Below are 19,167 nucleotides of genomic sequence, written 5' to 3'. Positions count from 1 at the left end.
CTGCCCGTCCCTGTCCCTAATAGCACGCTGACGTTGAAGGAGTTAAAGTTCGCCGCCGCGATGTCGGTTTTCCCATCGCCGTTGAAGTCTCCCACGGTGACGGAAAAGGGAGCAGTCCCCACAGCAAAGTTGGTAGCAGCGCCAAAACTGCCCGTCCCTGTCCCTAATAGGACGCTGACGTTGTTGGAGTCACCGTTCGCCGCCGCGATGTCGGTTTTGCCATCGCCGTTGAAGTCTCCTACGGTGACGGAATAGGGATTAGCCCCCACAGCAAAGTTGGTAGCAGCGCCAAAACTGCCTGTCCCTGTCCCTAATAGGACGCTGACGTTGTTGGAGTTACGGTTCGCCGCTGCGATGTCGGTTTTGCCATCGCCGTTGAAGTCTCCTACGGTGACGGAAGCGGGATAAGTCCCCACAGCAAAGCTGGTAGCAGCAGTAAATTCGACGGTAGCGCCAAAGGTTGGCCCCAGAATATAGTCGTTGGGACTGGCGACGAGGTTGAGTTTTACGGTTTCCCCACCCGCTTCGATTACCGCATCATCTACTGGTTTTGCTGCTAGGGTGGCGGTGGTGACTCCCGCCGCAATGGTGAAGCTGGTGGCGGTGACGGCGCTGATATTGGTGCTGGTCGGTTGGTCAAAACTGTAGTCGGTGGTGAATGTTGCGGTACTTCCAGTGGTGTTGAAGTTGACAGTCAAACCGCCTGTCGGTGCGGGTTTATCCAGGGTGATGAGAAATGTGCCATTGGTGGGGCCACTTTCACTGGGGGCTGTTCCTGCTGCGAGGGTGACGGTGGGGATGGTGTTGAGCAGCACGCTGACGTTGTTGGAGGTACGGCTCGCCGTCGCGATATCTGTTTTGCCATCACCATTGAAGTCTCCCACAATGGAGGAATAGGGATTATTCCCCACAGCAAAGTTCGTAGCAGCAGCAAAACTACCCGTCCCTGTCCCTAATAGCACGCTGACGTTTTTGGAGGTTTGGTTTGCCGTTGCGATGTCAGTTTTGCCGTCGCCGTTGAAATCTCCCACGGTGACGGAACGGGGCGCACTTCCCACTGCACTCCCCACAGCAAAGTTGGTAGCAGCGCCAAAACTGCCCGTCCCCGTCCCTAACAGCACGCTGACGTTGTGGGAGCCCCAGTTCGCCGTCGCGAAGTCGGTTTTGCCGTCGCTGTTGAAGTCTCCCACTGTGACGGAAATGGGAGCATTCCCCACAGAAAAGTTGGTAGCAGCGCCAAAACTGCCTGTCCCTGTCCCTAATAGGACGCTGACGGTGTTAGAGTTAAAGTTCGTCGCTGCGATGTCAGTTTTGCCGTCCCCGTTGAAGTCTCCCACGGTGACGGAATAGGGACGAGTCCCCACAGTAAAGTTGGTAGCAGCGCCAAAACTGCCTGTCCCTGTCCCTAATAGCACGCTGACGTTATTGGAGCCATAGTTCGCCGATGCGAGGTCGGTTTTGCCGTCGCCGTTGAAGTCTCCTACGGTGACGGAATGGGGATCAATCCCCACAGTAAAGTTGGTAGCAGCGCCAAAACTGCCCGTCCCTGTCCCTAATAGCACGCTGACGTTGTTGTAGTTAAAGTTCGCCGTTGCAATGTCGGTTTTGCCATCACCGTTGAAGTCTCCTACGGTGACGGAACGGGGAGGACTCCCCAAGGCAAAGTTGGTAGCAGTGCCAAAACTGCCTGTCCCTGTCCCTAATAGCACGCTGACGTTGCTGGAGTTACGGTTCGCGGCGGCGATATCAGTTTTGCCATCACCGTTGAAGTCTCCTACGGTGACGGAATAGGGATTAGTCCCCACCCCAAAGTTGGTGGGAGTGGCGAAGGAGGCGGGGAAAATGCCGGGATAGGCATTACATACTTCTGGGGAAAAGGCAATAGGGCTGGTAATATTTCCTAGTTTGTGTTCTAGGTTCCAGGTGCCGCCTTTGCTGGGGTTCCCGACTGGGTGCGCGGAGGCGGCGATGTTTGCGCCGGTGAGGTGGTGGAGTTGGTGGAGGAAGTTGGTACTTGGGTTTTCTGTTACTGACAAAGCCCGCCCGGAAATCAATTTCCGGGCTAATAGCTGAAGTCCACTGAAGTGGACTGAAGAGTCGTTTTTAGTCGGTTTTAACCGACTTTCGCTATTAGCCCGGAGGTTGAACCCCAGGCGGGTGGTGATGTTGAGAGTGTCAGCGGCGACGTTGCAGGAGTAGAGGAGAATGTCGCTGATTTGCCATTGTTGTAATTGGTGGCGATATCGGTCAATATTTGCCGCATTGATGGGTGTTTTTCCGAGGTGCAGACAACCGGGTTCGCCATGACAAACGATATGTAAACTAGGGGCAGGATAATTATTTAATGCTTCTGTAATTTGTTCGATGCCATCAAAGTTAGGGTCGATAATAATAACTTTGGCGCTGTCTCGGACTCCGGCGGCTAATATTTCGTAGGCTTCTACTCTGGGGTCGATAATTACTAATTTTTGGGTTGATGTTTGTTGGTTGATGGATTTCATGTTTTTGGGTAGGAAGTTTTGAGTTTTAATAATCGATGACCGAATGTTAGGCTTGTTAGGTGAGGCGGAGCCTCGATATTTAGTACCCAGGCGGAGCAGGCGGAGCCTGGGTACTAGGGGGAATTACGACGGGGTATCGTTAATGATGATTTGTTGTGGAGAATTGCCAGAGGTATAAATTTCCCACATTTTTTGATAGGCTTTTTCGATATTTCTCGCTAACCGGGGAGTGTCGAATAAGGGAAAGGTTAATTTATTGGCTGCTAATTTTTCTTTTAGTTGTTGCACTTTAGTATGAGAACGAACTAATTTCTGTTTTAGCTGCTCTACTATGGTAGGAGAACGAGCTAATTCTACGGCTAATTTTTCATATTCTTGTAAGTTTTGGGCGATTAATTCCGGTAGACCAGCGGCTGTTAATAAGCTAGCACCAACGCGAGAGGCAAATGTTCTTCCTGGACAAGTTAAGATCGGAACTCCCGCTACTAAAGCATCGCTACCTGTAGTATGGGCGTTGTAGTAGTAAGTGTCAAGGAATAAGTCGGCTAAACGATGTCTTGCTAGGTGTTCGGCTTTGGGTAAGGGGGGAGCGAAGATTAAGCGCTCGCCGTCGATTCCCAATTTTTTGGCCTCGCGCTGCAAATTGTCTTCCGCCATTTTAACTCGATTCAGCAGCCAAAGCAGACTTCCGGGTACGGCGGCTAAAATCTTCATCCAAACTTCAAAAATGGTTGGTTCAATTTTAATGTTGTGATTAAAACAACAAAAGACGAATCCTGATTCGGGTAATCCATATAGTGCGCGATTAAGGGGAATATCGGCTATCTGTTGATGGCAATCGTTGGCTAGATAATTGTGTGGTATAATCACTAATTTTTCTAGGAAAACATCTTGTTCTGTTGGTGGTGTAAGAATGGCGTCTCCCATCAAATAATCACAGGACTTACGCAGGGACGCTAAATATGGTGGATCGTGCGTTACGCTATCGCTAACGCACCCTACAGATAGAGGCTTTGGGTACGAACGATCGCTAAATGTTGATCGGCTGTCCAAGGTTTCCACAATGCTTCATAAGTACCCACGGATGTTGGTTGTTGGCTATTCGTGACCAGGCTCAGCCTGTTCACGAGATAAATCTAAGGTGATCAGTTGAGAAATTTCCTCGGTTTGAAATCCTAAAGCCATCGGTCTTTGCATTCCTGGTAGCACCTGCACGTCGTATAATTCAGTAATTAATCCTTCTAGCCGCAGCCAATGAATGATATTTCCCGAATTCAAATCAATTACCATTAAACCACAACGAGCTTCAGTATCTTTGGCAATTAACTTATCATCTAGAGATAACCCAGAAAAAGTTTTATCTCCGCTTCTTGGTTTGGATAGTCCGACAATTGCATAATTTTTCCAAAATGCTAACCCTCGTAAATATCCTGGACAAAATGTAACAGGTTCAAATTTTCCTGGCTGTAAATCTACATAACCAAATTCCCCAGAACCAGAATTATGCAGCCATAATTTTCCTTGATAAAATCTTGGAGAATGGGGCATACTTAACCCACTTAAAATTATTTCATTTGATGGAATATCTATGACTACGCCACCATCTCGCCGTTTGTCTCGCCAGCCATCTACGACATCGGAACGACTGCAAGCGGTGACGAAACGGGTTTGTCCCTCTACCATTGCTAATCCGTTGAGGTGACAGCGGTCTTCGTTGACGATTTTGGAGATAAATTTGGGTTTCCAAAGAGGGGTGCAACTTTTCGTTTCGCTCAGAGTTGCCAGACAATTAAGTAAGGTGCTGACAAATACGATCCCCCCCTGCCCCCCCTTAAAAAGGGGGGGTTCTTCTAGCCCCCTCCCCGTTGACGGGGAGGGGGTTGGGGGTGGGGTAGCTATAGCTACATCGTGAATATCCAAATCTCCGGTAGTGTAGCCGATGCGGGGTATGTAGAGTTTGTCGTATCCGTTGTATAGTTCTCCTAGTGCGAGGGCGTTGTCTAGTTGCCAAAGTTGATATTTTGTGCTAAGAAAAAGCCGTTCTGATGTGGCATATAGCCCCATCGCGCGATCGAACAAACGCTCAAATCCCGATAGTTGCCCCTGTGGATTCACCCCAATCAGGCATAGTCTCGAAGTCTGATAGGTGGTGAAGGCAAGGCTAATCTGCTCTAACTGCAACCATTCTAGGAATTGACGGGAACAGAATACCTCTATATCTGGTGATGATTGTTGCACTCTGGGAACGTTGCTAATTGACATTTTTTAATTAAAATACTCTAATCAGACCGGCTTCAAGATGTGGGCTGAGGGGATCTGATAGCGGCTTGCAGTCGCGTGAGGTACAATAAAATGATTTTCTTCAGAGTGCGACATTTGGGGCGGGTTTAGCCAAAGAGCTTGATTCCGATCGATCAGATTAAAGTCAAAACCCGCCCCTACTCTACAATCTGTAGCAAACATTTAGGTATTCGATCTTACCCATCCCACACCACCAGCAAAGCGCGATCGGGCCAGCTACACAACACTGACGCGATCGCACATAGACCCAATTTTACCGCTCAGCCGTAAAGCCGAAATTCTAGGCTCTTAGTTTCCAGAATTACCTTTACCCAAAACGTACTCTCTAACGCTCTTAATTAGCTCAGATAGTTCCTCACGGTTCTTAACGCCTAGTAAATAGCGGTAAACAAACCAAGCAGTATATCCTAAGCCAATTAGCTGCAAACTCGGCCCTACGAACGGAATATCATCAACAGCATCCAGCAAACCCGACAGCAGTTTGACAGCGACAAAAGCTGACAGAATCAAACCAATGCTAGTTAGGGGTTGCTTGTATTTGTCAAAAAAGTCACCCAGAAAACCAGTTGGAACATTCAGAAAGCTGTTGACTCGCTGCAATACCTGCTGCCATTGGTAGTCAGAAACTCCTACAACTGGTTCGAGAAGTTCGGGTTCTTCTATTTTGGCCTCTACTTTTAGCTGTTCGGGAACAGGTGTTACAACTGTCTCTGTGCGATCGGCTGGGGCATCGGCGACCTTAACCTCTCGTTTGGAAACTTCTGTTGGGAAAATTGTCACAGTTGGAGATTCCTGAGAGGATAAGCTAGGAGGTTCGGGAGTCACAGATGGGGCGGCAGTTGCGTTTTCCTCTGCTTTCGCCGCTTCGGCGTTTGAGTTGTCACTCGGAAGTTGGTCTTGCATATAAGGTTCTGAAAATGGCAACTTAGAGTAATGGCTACAGTTTACGTCTAAGCGCCTCTTTTGGTTTTCATTGGATAAAAGATTTAATTTTACAGCTAAGGAGAGCTACAGGCTAATCCTACGGATATAGCTTTGGGGGGATGTCAAGTTTTGATTAGTACTTCAACGCGACGGTTCTTTTCCCTACCAGTGGGATTATCGGAGCCGTCAGGATTATTATTAGGAGCAATTGGTTTCGTTTTGCCAAGTCCTTTGGTTTGCAGTCGGGTAGGCTCCGCTTTGAAAACATTAATCAGATAGTATTTTACTGCGGCTGCTCGCAGTTGGGAAAGTTTCTGATTATAAGCATCATCTCCCTTGCTGTCAGTGTGTCCGTCAATTAAAATCGTTGCTTTGTTGTAATAATTCAGCAATTGATTAATTTTAGTGAGAGTGGGTTTTGCCTGTGCGCGAACGTAGTATTTGTCAAACTCAAATAAGATATTTTCTGGTAGATTAATTCGGATACCTTCTTTGGTTTTTTTTGCATTTAATTCTGTCAGAGTACGTTCAACAGTACCAGTTGTTATTTTAGTTTGTGGGGGAGTTTCAACTTCTACCTTAGTAGGGGCAACAGGTTGGGTTTCAACTTCTACATTAGTTGTAGGAGTAGGTTTAGTTTCAACCTCGGAAGTAGGTTTAGTTTCAATGGCTGTAGCGGAAGTAGTAGGCGTAGTTTCAATTTCTGTGGTAGTGGAAGCAGGAGGTTGAGTTTCAACCGCTGTAGTAGAAGTAGGCGGTTGAGTTTCAACCGCTGTAGTAGAAGTAGTAGATTGCGTTTCAAGTTGCAAAGTAGTAGCTGCAACAGGTTGAATTTCTAATGTTGTAACTGGAACTGGTAATAATTCAACAGTAGTAACTTTTGGGAATCTGTTGCGATAGAGCCAGTAAGCTGATGCGAAAACCAGTAAAGATGATGCGACAGTGATGGAAAAAATTTTAAGTTGCTTTTTCATTTCTTTCTTACCGCTTAATTATGATATCTTTTAACTCCATCTGTGGCTTAGTTTTTGCCCCATAAGACGGATTTCTCTGATTACTTATTAGCCCCAAAAATTTTGCTTGTGGTGATAAACGACCAATAAAAACAAACTGTCCTTTCATTGTAGTTCCAGGTTGAATCTGTATTTTGGGATTATCTGGCGGCACTGACAACCTATATGTGTTGCCATACCTATCGTATGAGTCTTTTTTCAAGTCATCATAGAGGAACATATCATCTTGATCGTTAAGCTGAATCGCCTCATTACTACCATTGGTAATCGCCAGGTTTGCGACAATGCTGTCTTCGGCATAGGAAATTTGTGTTAGCCGCATCACAACACCTGTCGGAGTATTTATCTGAAGATCGTAAATTTGTGATGGTGGCAGAAAGTTTGTAAATATTTGTTGAGCAGATGTACTAGATTGTGTCTGATTGGTACTAGGTGTTTGGGTTTTGGGAGTGCTTTGGCTTGATTGACAAGAGGCGCACGCCAGTGATAGCAAGACAAATAATGAAAAGATGCGAGTTTTCATAGCGTTCCATAGAGGTGCGATCGCTAATTATAATACAGATCGCCAGATTTTTCACATATAAATACGGGAATGGTTGGTAAACTTTGGCACGTAATGAGCAGAGTAAGTGGCGATCGCACTTTGATGAGCATAACTCGGTTTATGACAGGCGTCTATTGGTGCATAGATATAGCAACCGCCAGTGTGGTTAAGACATTCTTAATTCCTGAAACGCTTGAGGAAGAGCCCCTTCTTCCCCTAGTCCCTAGTCCCTAGCTATATCATCTAGGAATAGTACCTTGTGCCTCTCCCAGACGAATTCAATTATTCGTAGATGAGAATTGCAAGACCCGCCTATGCCGATACAAACATAGCTTCGCTCCCAAGGGAAGGAGTAGTTCTTACTGGTGGGGTAATCGGTTTAGCAATCAAAAAACCTTGTACAAAGTTTGCCCCTCGTGAGCGCACCCATTCGAGTTCCTCTAGGGATTCAATACCTTCAGCAATAGTTTTAATATCCAACTTATGAGCAATTTCCAATAACTTTTCAGTAATTAGCGCTTTGTACGGATCTTGATGTACATTCTGAATCAACTGCCTATCCAACTTAATAAAGTCAGGACGTAGCTCGTGAATCAGATTCAAATTAGAATAACCTGTCCCAAAGTCATCAAGTGCAATGAGAAACCCAGCTTCCTGGTAAAATTTCATAATCTTGATCAGATGATTGATATCTGGCGGCTGCTCAGACTCCATAACTTCAAAAACCACATTACTGTGAGGAATCCCGGCTTCACCAATCGCACGCACCGTCATGCGTAGGCAGGTATTTGGGTCATAGACTGCTGTGGGAGAAAAATTGATAAAAATCCGCTCTTCAATACCGTGTCTGTTTGCCTCGCGGATTGCCATCTGCCGCGCCAAGGCATCTACTTGAAATACCATACCTGCATCCTGAGCGTTCGTAAAGATACGACCAGGACTAATCAAGTTACCCCGGTCATCAAATCCGCGCAGCAAAGCCTCTTGTCCAAAGATTCGGGAAGTATCTTCCGCATATACGATCGGCTGAAAATGACAGGTAAGACGCTCTTGTGCCAATATATCTAGCAACCACTCACATTTGCTGAGGCTCATGAAGCTGTTTAGTGAGGTGACGCGAGAGAAATGCCGGAATAGCGGTTCTGCCTCAAGAGCCATCCACAAAACTTGCGTTTCTTTCAACTCTTTACTGGTGAGTCTGGCTGTTATTATGGTAATGAAACCTTCAAGATTGTTTGGTTCGAGAAGAATTTTTAAACATTGTTCATCTTCAAGAAGTTGGTAATCAAGCTCAGTTTTACCCAAGGCTGAAATAAGCTTGTTAAGCGTATGTACTACGGGAAACCAGATGTACAGTGTTCCCTTGCCCTCAATTTTGGTAGGTAGAGTTTCGCAACGAGTGCATCCTAAACCTTTATCAATTTTATTCATGAGTATCTCTATATTTAATTTGGCTGGATTCGAGTATTACCTTTTAGTTGGTAGAGTCACATCTATCTTTGGAAGTAAAAAAGTTTCTTGTATAGCAGGTAACTATGAATACTGGTAATCAATCTTATTGGCTTTAGTAACTTAGAATACAGTTTAAGATTTGGTTAAAAACTTGGCAGTTTGCGTGCAGCCTAATTCCCTCTAGCCAAGATTAAGAATTGAGGATTGCTAAGATTAATACCGAATTCATAGTTCAATGCACACCGTCCAAAGGAGTAAGTACTTCTGATTAATAAATCAACCAATAGGTAGAACAAAAGTTCAGTAAAAATACTATATTTAAATTATAGTCTTTAGGTATTTCTTCTTAAATTAATCTAAAGTAATTGTGAAGAGATATCGGTTTTTATAAAAGATTCTTAAGGAATGCTATGATGTTTAAAACATCATGGCCATAGCCAGAATTAAGATGACTTATCTGAACTAAATGCTCCTTACTTTAGTTCAGCCTTTAATTAAGTGACTTTTATAAACTGATTTTCAAGGTATTTTAAAGCTCGTGAATTCCCATTAAACGAATTCATTGTTCGATAAAGTACAGCCTTTTAGCGTAGACAGCCAAGCAAATCAATGACCCCTCAACAGTTGACAATTCCCACTTCTGGGTGCAATCAGACATCACAAGAACAGAAATCTTCAAAACAAGCCGCCTTGTGGCAGAGTCAGAAGAAATCTCGGCATCTGTTAGCTAACATACCGGGACTCAGTTATCAATTCTTGCTTCGTAAAGACGGTTCCCTGAGTTTCCTCTTCCTGAGTCCTACTTTTCATGAATTTTTTGAAGTGGAATCCCCAGAGATGGAAATGGATACTGAATCCCTCATTTCTATGATTCATCCAGATGACCGGGAGGACTTCTTCAACTCTATCACCGAAGCCGCCGGGATGTTGCAATCGTGGAGGTGGGTAGGGCGGTTCATCTTACCCTCGAAACAAATAAAATGGATTCAGTGGGATGCTCAGCCTTCTTTACAAGCGAACGGAAATATTTTCTGGAATGGGTTGCTGGTAGATGTAACAAGTCACCAAAACTTGAATGCAGAAGTGGAACGGCTTTCCTTTTTGCTTGGTTTAACTGAGCGTTTACAAAGCTCCAGTGATTTAAGAGAAATTGCCGAGTTTGCGCTCAGTTACCTTGTTAGTGCCACAAACTGTGCCTTTGGGGATGTCAAGGTGATAAACAGCATTGATGAAACGTCTCAAGCTGTTACTCTCACCAACTACATCTCTGCCGAATTTGTGGCAACTTATGGTGAAACTGCCGTTGCTGAAATCGAGACTGCTTTGCAAAGAGGCATACCCAAAGGTCAAGGAGTGTTATGGCAAGTGGTGGAAACTGGTCAACCGGCGTTAATTAAAGATTATGCAAATCATCCCAATGCCGTATCAGCATTGCGTCATCCGGGAATAGGTCAGATTTGTATTTTTCCGATTCCAGCCACAGATGGTACGGTGATAGGTGTAATGACTTTGGAATCGCGTAATTTCCAACAAATTGAAGACGCTCTCAAACAGGACTTACTTCTAGCCGCCTGTCGTATTCTGGGAGTTCGCATCGAACGGGCAAAAGATCGAGAGCGTCTGCAAAGAGCGAATGCAGTGTTGCAGTCAACTTCCGAACAATTGAGAGAGCAAACACACCAGTTAGAGGAAACGCTGCACGAACTACAACAAGCTCAAATCCAACTGATTCAAAGTGAAAAGATGTCTAGCTTGGGACAGCTAGTGGCTGGTGTTGCTCATGAGATTAACAACCCGGTCAGTTTCATTCACGGCAATCTCACTTATGCCGATCGATATTTCCAAGATTTGCTAAGTCTGCTGCAACTATACCAGCAGCATTATCCCCAGCCGGAGCCTGAGATTCAATCGGCAATAGAGGAAATTGACCTGGATTTTTTAAGTACAGATTTGCCTAAGTTAATGTGTTCTATGAAAGTAGGATCGGAGCGCATTCGCGATATTGTTTGGTCTCTGCGTAATTTCTCTCGTATAGATCAGGCGAAAATGAAGCCGGTCGATATTCATGAAGGCATCAATAATACTTTAATGATTTTAAACAATCGGCTAAAAGCACAGCCAAATCGTCGAGAGATTAAGGTGATCGAAGAATATGGCAATCTGCCACTTGTGGAGTGTTATCCTGGACAGATAAATCAGGTGTTTATGAATATTATTGCTAATGCTATTGATGCTTTGGAAGAGATAGAGAGGCAGAGGAGTAGGGAGTCAGAGGAGGAGGCAAACGGGTCTGAATTACCTATTCCCAATTACGTATCGCCGACGCTTCGGATTAGTACTGAAATAAAGGGCGAGCGTATTGCAATTCGGATTGCAGATAATGGTTGTGGCATACCAGAATCGTTGGTTTCGCGTATTTTTGACCCTTTTTTTACAACGAAACCTGTTGGTAAGGGAACGGGTTTAGGGCTGTCGATTTCGCACCAGATCGTTACCGAACAGCACGGGGGCTTATTGAAGTGTATTTCTGCTGTTGGGCAGGGAACAGAGTTTGCGATCGAGATTCCGTTGGTACAGCCGAAGTAAGAAGCACTGTGGGCTTTACGAGCAAGTTTGAGTGTATAGCAAAGTGCTGAGTGCTGTAAAAACACAGTGGCTTCCTTGGGGGAAATAGCTCAATACTGTCCTAAAGTATGTTGCAACTATGTGAGTGTGGCTATAACTACCCAAATCACCCTGTAGGGGGATTCACATTCAAGGCCCGATCGTAAAATATTAACCTTTAGGTGCTGTGAAGAAGAAAGGCTTGGGGCTAGATTTTAATTAGCACTTGATGTGATTTTATTGGCTAGGGTGACGCATCGCACCGATAGGGGGAGGGTATAAGTTTATGCTGGCGCAACCTCAAGAGCTAACCGCTTCTGACGGCAGTGCAGATAGTAAAAAAAATTTAATTTCTCAGCCCTCTATAGAGTTACCAACTCTAGAATTTCCTTCAAGTTGGAAATCGAAAGTCGGTGGCTGGCGCATCCGTCAAAAAATTGGTTACGGGTATTTCGTGGCAATTGGGATTGCTTTTTTTGGCTCATGTACTGGACTGGTAATGGCGGACTATTACCAGGGACAAGGAGTAGAGCAACTAGCTGATGCTCACGTGCAATCGCAACTTTTGAGCGATTTCAAGGAGGCGGTAGTAACGGCGCAATTGCAGGCTTCGCGGATAGCTTATGTAATGGAAGATTCGGGACGGCTGCAAACAGAAAAAGCCCGTTTTCACGACAGTATTGCTAAGGCTAAGAAGTTGCGCCTTGAGATTGAACGATATATAGAAAGCAAACCCGCGTGGTTAGCAGCAAATCCCACTACTCTCAAAACTTTGTTGCAAGCTTATGCGACTAATTTAGAATCCTACGCACAAACTACTGAGTCAATTTTGCAGCGAATCGATTTATTACAATTGAGACCGGAGGCGCTTAAGTCAGCACAGCAGCAGCTACAAACGATCGTTGTTGGTAAGGAAGCGACGAGCTTGGAACGCCTGGGTGGGGAATTGACCAACATCCTTCAAACCGCTCACAATCAGGAGCGGCAAGGGGAAGTGGCGATGGAGGATGCACAGGGACTGGAGAAACAAATTATTATTTTGAGTATGTTGCTGTCGGTGACGATCGCCTCAATTGTGGCCGTCCGTAGAAGTCGTGCGATCGCTAAGCCTGTCGTAAGTTTAACTCAGGTAGCCGAGCAAGTAGCGAGGGAGTCTAATTTCGATTTGCGGGTTCCTGTGACAACGGAAGATGAAATTGGGTCATTAGCTACATCTCTCAATCATCTCATCGAGCGAGTATCGGAGCGTACCAAAGAACTGGAACAAGCCAAAGAATCGGCTGAAGCTTCTAGCAATGCTAAGAGCCAATTTGTGGCAAATATGAGCCACGAACTGCGTACACCGTTAAATGCCATCATTGGTTTGAGTCAACTTCTCCAAGAAGACGCCCAAGATCTAAATTTAGGGGAGGAGGAATTTATCGACGACCTCCAGACAATCAACGCTTCTGGCAAACATCTGTTGGCACTGATTAATGACATCCTCGACTTATCAAAGATTGAAGCGGGTAAAATGACTCTCTACCCGGAGACGTTTGATATCGCGACACTGATTAATAACGTTGTCACTATAGCGAAGCCATTGGTGCATAAGAATGTAAACGTTTTAGAGGTGAATTGCGACGAACAGCTTGGTACCATTTATGCCGATCGAACTAAAGTGCAGCAGATACTGTTCAATCTGCTGAGCAACGCTGCCAAGTTTACTACACACGGTAAAGTGACACTGGCGATTACCCGCGAGTCAAATAATTTTGCAATGGGGAATGCAAAAGAAGACGACAAAGAGAATTCTTCTTTCTTGTTTTATAATCCAAAAACCAAAATCCAAAATCCAAAATTGTCTGAGTGCATTTGCTTTCGCGTCCAAGACACAGGTATTGGCATATCCTACGAGCAACAGCAGCAGTTATTTCAACCATTTACACAAGGGGATGCTTCGACTACTAAAAAATATGGTGGTACGGGACTGGGATTGGCAATTAGCCGCCACTTCTGCCAGATGATGGGCGGTGAGATTTTTATAGAGAGTAAGGTTGGACTGGGGACTACTTTTACTGTTCGCCTACCAGTGGGTTATTGGCAGTAGCCAAAATACCTAGATTTACCGATAATTAAAAGAGTAAATTCTCAGTAAAGCAGTGGACAGACGCTCTCAGCATTGGCGAACGGTTTCCCACTCGTCGGGAATATGACTGGAGTTGTCACAATTAATGTAGATCGCTAGACATCGCTTTTTTTGGGGCATGAGGAATGCGATCGTATTTTTCTATATCTTATAGTCAAGAGCGATTGCTCTAGGCGCACACTTCGTGAACGAATTTTTATAGGGAAGTGCGATAAAGTAGAAGTATTGTCCAAACCTTGCCCCCATCAGAGGTAACAATGCAAATCACCTTGAGTCAAGAGCAAACCCAAGTCCTTGAAGCTTTGGTAAAGCATGGGGAATATCCCTCCCTTGAAGAAGCTCTTAACACAGCCTTGCTGTTATTAATCGATCATGTTACTCTATCCGATGGCAACAACAGCCCAAACTATTTAGCGTGGGTCGAAGAAACTCGCCAAAAAATTGACCTAGCACGAGAACAGGCGCAACGTGGTGAAGTGCGAAATGCAGAAGACGTATTAGCTCAACTTAGGGATAAAGTGAAAAAAGCCAAAGAAGTAATAGTATGAAGCGCTTGCTCATTACAATCGAGGCGAGTCGAGATTTAGCAGAAATTTCCGATTACTTTTTGGCTCAAAGCGTAGATGCAGGAGATCGTTTTGTGGAAGCATTTGGGAAAAAATGTCAGCATCTCGCAGAGTATCCATACTTGGGCGATCGTATTCACAATTTGCTCCAAATTTACGTGGTGTGTCATTAATGGGATACATCATTTTTTATGAAATGGTTGGTGATGGTATTGAAATTTTGCGAGTTATTAGCGGTTATCGTAACTTGCAGGATGTTTTCAATCCTGATTGAGTAAAAGCAATGCGATCGCGAATTTTGGGGATGAGGAATGCGATCGCTTGATAGTAAAATAAGGCAACTCGCCTAGAACCGATCCAAACCATGACTACAGCAACCACGGACTTTCTCAGCCACCTCAACGCCAGCCAACGTCGCGCTGTCGAACATTTTTGCGGCCCTTTGCTTGTTGTTGCTGGGGCGGGTTCTGGCAAAACACGGGCGCTGACTTATCGAGTCGCCAATCTTATTCTGAAGCACAAAGTCGATCCAGAAAATATCCTAGCTGTCACTTTTACCAATAAGGCGGCGCGGGAGATGAAGGAGCGGATCGAAAAGCTTTTTGCGGCTCAGATGGCGCAAAAGGAGACAGGGAAGTCGTTTGAGTCACTTTCAGGTGAGGAACAGACGAGGTTGCGATCGCAAGTCTACAAAACTCGCATCAAACCTTTGTGGGTAGGCACTTTTCATAGCCTTTGCGCTCGTATCCTCAGATATGATATCGAGAAATACCAAGACGAAAAAGGACGCAAGTGGAATCGCAACTTTTCCATCTTTGACGAATCCGATGTCAAAAGCCTGATTAAAGAAATTGTCACCAAACAGCTAAACCTGGACGACAAAAAATTCGACCCCAGTTCCGTCCGCTATGCCATCAGCAACGCCAAAAACCAAGGCTTATCACCCCAAGAGTTTGAGCGAGAACAGCCGAACTTTCGCGGTAAAGTAATAGCACAAGTTTATAGCATTTACCAGGATAAACTCGCAGAAAATAACGGCCTCGATTTCGACGACCTCATCTTAGTTCCCGTCCAACTTTTTGAACAAAACGAATCTGTTCTGGGCTATTGGCATCGGCGATTTCAACATATTTTGGTAGATGAATACCAGGATACGAACCGTATTCAGTACGACCTGATTCGGCTCTTAGCAACTAACGGCAAAAGTCCAAAAAAATTTGATAATTGGCAAAATCGCTCTGTATTTGTGGTTGGCGATGTTGACCAAGCAATTTATTCCTTCCGAATGGCAGATTACAGGATTTTGCTAGAATTTCAGGAGGACTTTGGCGACGGTTTGGCAGATGAGGACACCCGGACGATGGTGAAGCTTGAGGAAAATTATCGTTCTAGAGAAAACATTCTGCAAGCGGCAAATCACCTAATTGAACATAATACCCAACGCATTGATAAAATACTGCGTGCTACAAGGGGAGAAGGAGAACCGATTTACCTCCATCGTGCTGATAACGAACTCGATGAAGCTGATTTTACAGTGCAGCAACTTCGCCAACTGGAACGCCAGGAAAAAGAATTTGACTTGGGTAGTTTTGCGATTCTTTACCGCACAAATGCTCAATCTCGACCGTTTGAAGACGCCTTGCTGCGCTGGGGTATTCCCTACACAATGGTTGGCGGTTTAAAGTTCTACGATCGCAAAGAAATTAAAGATTCGCTTGCATATCTGCGCTTACTTGTCAATCCATCCGATACAGTTAGTTTGGTGCGAGTAATTAATACTCCCCGACGCGGTATAGGTAAAGCCACGGTAGATTCCCTGATCAATGCGGCTCAACAATTGGGCGTCCCCTTGTGGGAAATACTGAGCGATGAGACATCAGTAAATACATTGGCAGGACGTGCAGCCAAATCAATTAACAGCTTTGTGCAGCTAATTGGTAAATGGCAGCAACAAGTCGAACCGCTCCCGGCGTCTAAAATTGTTCAGGGAATGATGGAAGATGCTGGTTATATTGATGATTTGAAAAAGCAAGGCACTGATGAAGCGCAGGATCGACTGCAAAACGTATTTGAATTGTTTAACGCAGTGGTGCAATTTGAAGAAGAGAATGATGAAGCAAGTTTGGGAACTTTTTTGGCAAATGCTTCTTTATCTTCAGATTTGGATAACTTGAAAGAAGGACAAAAAGCAGTTTCATTGCTGACGTTGCACGCAGCCAAAGGACTGGAGTTTCCGGTAGTATTTTTGGTGGGGATGGAGCAGGGATTGTTACCTCACATTCGCAGTTTGTCCGATCCAGTTACATTGGAAGAGGAGCGGCGTTTGTGTTATGTTGGCATCACTCGCGCCCAAGAGAGATTGTATCTTTCTCATGCGCTGGAACGACGTTTGTGGGGTTCTCGCGAACCGGCTATTAAATCGCAGTTTCTCGAAGAATTGCCTCAAGATTTAGTGAGTAGCAAGGTAGGGGCGACGATTCGTAGCGGTGGCGCGGGTGTAGCTGGAAAGTCGCAGCGACAGAAATCTCAAGATGAAAGTGTTGGCGTTTCTGCAAGTCAGGGAGAAAATTGGAAAGTAGGCGATCGCATCCTTCACAAATCTTTCGGTATTGGCGAAATCACCCACATTTTGGGTTCGGGAGAAAAAATGACTGTCGCCGTTCATTTTCCCGGCGTTGGGCGAAAAATCATCGACCCCAAGATTGTCAAACTGCAACGAATACAGTAACCCAACTAATTTGCGTGGAGTCCCCGCATCGCTAAAAGGGCGCTACCATACGCCGCTTCTCTGTGCGTCGGTTCTAAAATACATACTTTCAAATGACGCCTGCGAATCTTTGTCCAAGTGAGATTTTTCGCACCACCGCCAGCAGTGTAAACGCGGGTCAAGGGAGTTGCACCCAATTGTTGCAATAACTGATAACCCCGTGCTTCAATGCGGGCGATACTTTCCAGCAAACCATGCAGAAATTCGACTGGGTTTTCGGGGCGAGGTTCCAGTCGCGGCGGCAAATTGGGGTCGTTGATGGGGAAGCGATCGCCTGTTTTCAATAATGGATAATAATCAAGTAAACTCTCTTTTTCTGGAGCTATCTGAGTGCTGAGATTTGCTAATTCTTCATCAGTAAAAAATTCTCGCAGCACCGCACCACCAGTATTAGAAGCACCGCCAACTAACCATAAATCTGACCTCTCCCCCAACCCCTCTCCTTGCAGGAGAGGGGAGTAATTCTCCCCCATTCCCTCGCAGGGAAGGGGGGTTGGAGGGGTTAGGTTTATTGGTAATCTATGACTGTAAATTCCATATCGTGCATCATCGACGCGAGTTTTACTTAACAGCTTGATGACTAAAGTAGAACCCAAAGATGTACTAGCTTCACCGGGAGATGTCGCACCACTAGCGAGAAAGGCAGCAATACTATCAGTTGTACCCGCACACACCACGCAATCTCGTCTTAAACCGAGATGATTAGCTATTTCAGATGTTACTTCGGAGATAGGAGTACCGGGCGAAATAACTTTGGGCAATTGAATCGATATTTCTAGATTTTGTAGCCATTCTGGATAGCAAAGTTGCTCTACATCGTAACCGAGTTTTAAAGCATTGTGATAGTCGCTGATTCCCAGGTGTCCGTGTAATAAAAATGCCAACCAATCTGCTTGATGCAGAAAATATTTTGCATTTGCAAATAAAGGTTGCTGACTCCACCACAACAGTTTTGCAAGCGAAGAAGTCGCGCTAATTACCGTATGGTTTGGGGGTGCAATTTCTCTGACTTTATCCAGCACTTCCATACCTCGCGCATCGTTATATAAAATCGGTTCATCGATTGGGTTTCCTGCATCATCACAGAGTAGCACTGTGGAGGAAGTGCCGTTAATGCAAATTGCTTTTATTTGCGATCGCACTTGTTCGCGAATCTCTTGGATGAGGGAGAATAAAGCTTGCTGCCAAAGGTTGGCTAAGTTTGCTGAACTAGGAAATGGATATTGTGTTTCAGCTTGGATAATTCCTTCTGAGTTGATTACTATGCCGCGTGCGCCAGATGTGCCGAAATCGATGCCCAGGTAAAGTTCCATAAGTTAAATATATGTAATTTTTGTGGACAAATGTTAGGTTCTCATAGTATAAATTATATATGACTATTCCATCAGAACTGAACGCGCTGATTGAGCGGTTAAACCAAGAGTTAGATATAATCGATCGGGAAGCAAGAGCGGGACTTAACTTAGCCAGAGTCAGCATGGAGCGTTTCCCAGATAATTCCACACTGATTCAAATGTTTGCTTTTTTGAATAACGCTGTTTTTTATGTAGACATCGAAAGAGGACTGATTAGGGATATAGTTGACAATCTGTTGGCTGAGGAGGCTTCTACAGATGAGGAGATTCGGGAAGCAGGAGAAGATTTGGGCAACAAGCTAGGTCGAGTTTTGGAAACAAAAATACTTGTTAGTAGTGTTAAAATTCGCTTGGAGAACTTGCAATGAAACAACCAGAACTGACGGAAAAACAACTGGCTATCCTAGAACATATTCAAGAAATTGTAACAGTTGGAGAACAGAAACTTAAAGAATTTATGCAGGAATCAGCAAAAGTAGAAGAAAAGTGGCGACTGAGGGCGGAAGCTAAACGGGATGCTGCTGCACAGAAGTTGGAAGTGTGATTAGTTTGTAAAAGGTCGATCGCACCTCAATTTTATAGGCTGCGATCGCCCTTTTGAAAAATGATATAATTTAATAATTATGCCTATGCCAAAAGTTTATGACACAAAAAGTTTTGGATGAAAATAAATTGGTGGAGATTTTGGAATTAGCAAAAATTGGCGAACAGCAACTTAAAGAGATAAGCGAAATGGCAACAGCAATGGCAGATAAATACCAAGGTATGAAGAGGGAATAGCTATAAAACGCGCAGAAGAAGGATAAAAATGAACCAAAAAGAACCGAATGAAAAAGAATTGATGGAAATTCTAGAACTCGCAAAAGTGGGTGAACAGAAACTAAGAGAAATGAGTAAATTTGCAACGGCAATGGCAGAAAAATGGCAACGCAAGGCTGAAGCTAGAAGGGCTATGGCTGCACAGAAGGAGGAAGTTTAAGTAGTTTGGGAAAGAGGGATCGCACTTATGGTA

18 protein-coding genes are annotated in these 19,167 nt (G+C 44.8%); 10 read left to right on the top strand and 8 right to left on the bottom strand.

Going from position 1 to position 19,167, the window contains the following annotated elements:
- The 6 genes from LAY57_RS05440 to LAY57_RS05415 all read right to left on the bottom strand — a co-directional run.
- The coding region (locus LAY57_RS05440) for an FG-GAP-like repeat-containing protein (RefSeq protein ID WP_249065307.1) at positions 1-2,501 on the bottom strand (2,501 nt) is incomplete at its 3' end.
- Positions 2,502-2,624: 123 nt separating this feature from the next.
- Positions 2,625-3,554 carry an O-linked N-acetylglucosamine transferase, SPINDLY family protein gene (locus LAY57_RS05435; RefSeq protein WP_249065306.1) on the bottom strand — a complete coding sequence of 310 codons (930 nt, stop codon included), beginning with the start codon at positions 3,552-3,554 and terminating at the stop codon, positions 2,625-2,627.
- Positions 3,555-3,599: 45 nt separating this feature from the next.
- Positions 3,600-4,763, bottom strand: a complete 1,164-nt coding sequence (locus tag LAY57_RS05430; protein WP_249065305.1) for a TIGR03032 family protein — start codon at positions 4,761-4,763, stop codon at positions 3,600-3,602.
- Between the two features lie 327 nt (positions 4,764-5,090).
- Entirely contained in the window at positions 5,091-5,705 is a 615-nt protein-coding gene (locus tag LAY57_RS05425; RefSeq protein WP_249065304.1) for a CAAD domain-containing protein, read from the bottom strand.
- 143 nt (positions 5,706-5,848) lie between these two features.
- Positions 5,849-6,700: an OmpA family protein gene (locus tag LAY57_RS05420; protein WP_249065303.1), complete on the bottom strand. Its 852-nt coding sequence runs from the start codon at positions 6,698-6,700 to the stop codon at positions 5,849-5,851.
- A 7-nt stretch (positions 6,701-6,707) separates the two neighbouring features.
- Positions 6,708-7,262: a hypothetical protein gene (locus LAY57_RS05415; protein WP_249065302.1), complete on the bottom strand. Its 555-nt coding sequence runs from the start codon at positions 7,260-7,262 to the stop codon at positions 6,708-6,710.
- 69 nt (positions 7,263-7,331) lie between these two features.
- On the opposite strand from LAY57_RS05415, the gene LAY57_RS05410 reads away from it, so the two are divergent.
- Positions 7,332-7,517 carry a hypothetical protein gene (locus LAY57_RS05410; protein WP_249065301.1) on the top strand — a complete coding sequence of 62 codons (186 nt, stop codon included), beginning with the start codon at positions 7,332-7,334 and terminating at the stop codon, positions 7,515-7,517.
- A 78-nt stretch (positions 7,518-7,595) separates the two neighbouring features.
- Here the strand turns inward: LAY57_RS05410 and LAY57_RS05405 are convergent, their stop codons facing one another.
- Positions 7,596-8,714 carry an EAL domain-containing protein gene (locus tag LAY57_RS05405; protein ID WP_249065300.1) on the bottom strand — a complete coding sequence of 373 codons (1,119 nt, stop codon included), beginning with the start codon at positions 8,712-8,714 and terminating at the stop codon, positions 7,596-7,598.
- Positions 8,715-9,344: 630 nt separating this feature from the next.
- On the opposite strand from LAY57_RS05405, the gene LAY57_RS05400 reads away from it, so the two are divergent.
- From LAY57_RS05400 to pcrA, 5 genes are all read left to right on the top strand, one after another.
- Complete coding sequence (locus tag LAY57_RS05400; protein WP_249065299.1) at positions 9,345-11,321, top strand: ATP-binding protein; 1,977 nt, start codon at positions 9,345-9,347, stop codon at positions 11,319-11,321.
- 304 nt (positions 11,322-11,625) lie between these two features.
- The gene (locus LAY57_RS05395) at positions 11,626-13,428 is read left to right on the top strand and encodes a sensor histidine kinase (RefSeq protein ID WP_249065298.1); all 1,803 of its coding nucleotides are present in this window, start codon (positions 11,626-11,628) and stop codon (positions 13,426-13,428) included.
- 296 nt (positions 13,429-13,724) lie between these two features.
- Positions 13,725-14,015: a ribbon-helix-helix domain-containing protein gene (locus LAY57_RS05390; RefSeq protein ID WP_249065297.1), complete on the top strand. Its 291-nt coding sequence runs from the start codon at positions 13,725-13,727 to the stop codon at positions 14,013-14,015.
- Positions 14,012-14,206, top strand: a complete 195-nt coding sequence (locus LAY57_RS05385) for a type II toxin-antitoxin system RelE/ParE family toxin (protein ID WP_249065296.1) — start codon at positions 14,012-14,014, stop codon at positions 14,204-14,206. Before LAY57_RS05390 ends, LAY57_RS05385 begins: the two co-directional genes overlap by 4 nt.
- 191 nt (positions 14,207-14,397) lie before the next feature.
- Positions 14,398-16,761: a DNA helicase PcrA gene (gene pcrA, locus LAY57_RS05380; protein WP_249065295.1), complete on the top strand. Its 2,364-nt coding sequence runs from the start codon at positions 14,398-14,400 to the stop codon at positions 16,759-16,761.
- A 5-nt stretch (positions 16,762-16,766) separates the two neighbouring features.
- Here the strand turns inward: pcrA and LAY57_RS05375 are convergent, their stop codons facing one another.
- Positions 16,767-18,113 carry an FGGY-family carbohydrate kinase gene (locus LAY57_RS05375; protein WP_249065294.1) on the bottom strand — a complete coding sequence of 449 codons (1,347 nt, stop codon included), beginning with the start codon at positions 18,111-18,113 and terminating at the stop codon, positions 16,767-16,769.
- A 59-nt stretch (positions 18,114-18,172) separates the two neighbouring features.
- Between LAY57_RS05375 and LAY57_RS05370 the strand changes: the two genes are divergently transcribed.
- The 4 genes from LAY57_RS05370 (at position 18,173) to LAY57_RS05355 (ending at position 19,134) form a co-directional block, all read left to right on the top strand.
- The gene (locus LAY57_RS05370) at positions 18,173-18,523 is read left to right on the top strand and encodes a hypothetical protein (RefSeq protein WP_249065293.1); all 351 of its coding nucleotides are present in this window, start codon (positions 18,173-18,175) and stop codon (positions 18,521-18,523) included.
- Positions 18,520-18,699 carry a hypothetical protein gene (locus tag LAY57_RS05365; RefSeq protein ID WP_249065291.1) on the top strand — a complete coding sequence of 60 codons (180 nt, stop codon included), beginning with the start codon at positions 18,520-18,522 and terminating at the stop codon, positions 18,697-18,699. Before LAY57_RS05370 ends, LAY57_RS05365 begins: the two co-directional genes overlap by 4 nt.
- A gap of 98 nt (positions 18,700-18,797) precedes the next feature.
- Positions 18,798-18,935, top strand: coding sequence for a hypothetical protein (locus LAY57_RS05360; protein ID WP_249065290.1), 138 nt, complete (start codon positions 18,798-18,800; stop codon positions 18,933-18,935).
- Between the two features lie 28 nt (positions 18,936-18,963).
- The gene (locus LAY57_RS05355) at positions 18,964-19,134 is read left to right on the top strand and encodes a hypothetical protein (protein ID WP_249065289.1); all 171 of its coding nucleotides are present in this window, start codon (positions 18,964-18,966) and stop codon (positions 19,132-19,134) included.
- The last annotated feature ends 33 nt before the right edge of the window (positions 19,135-19,167 follow it).

Origin of the sequence: Argonema antarcticum A004/B2, from assembly GCF_023333585.1 — a bacterium.
GTDB classification, from domain to species: domain Bacteria; phylum Cyanobacteriota; class Cyanobacteriia; order Cyanobacteriales; family Aerosakkonemataceae; genus Argonema; species Argonema antarcticum.
The sequence above is the reverse complement of the archived record's forward strand: the minus strand, read 5'-3'. Positions and strand labels throughout refer to the sequence as shown.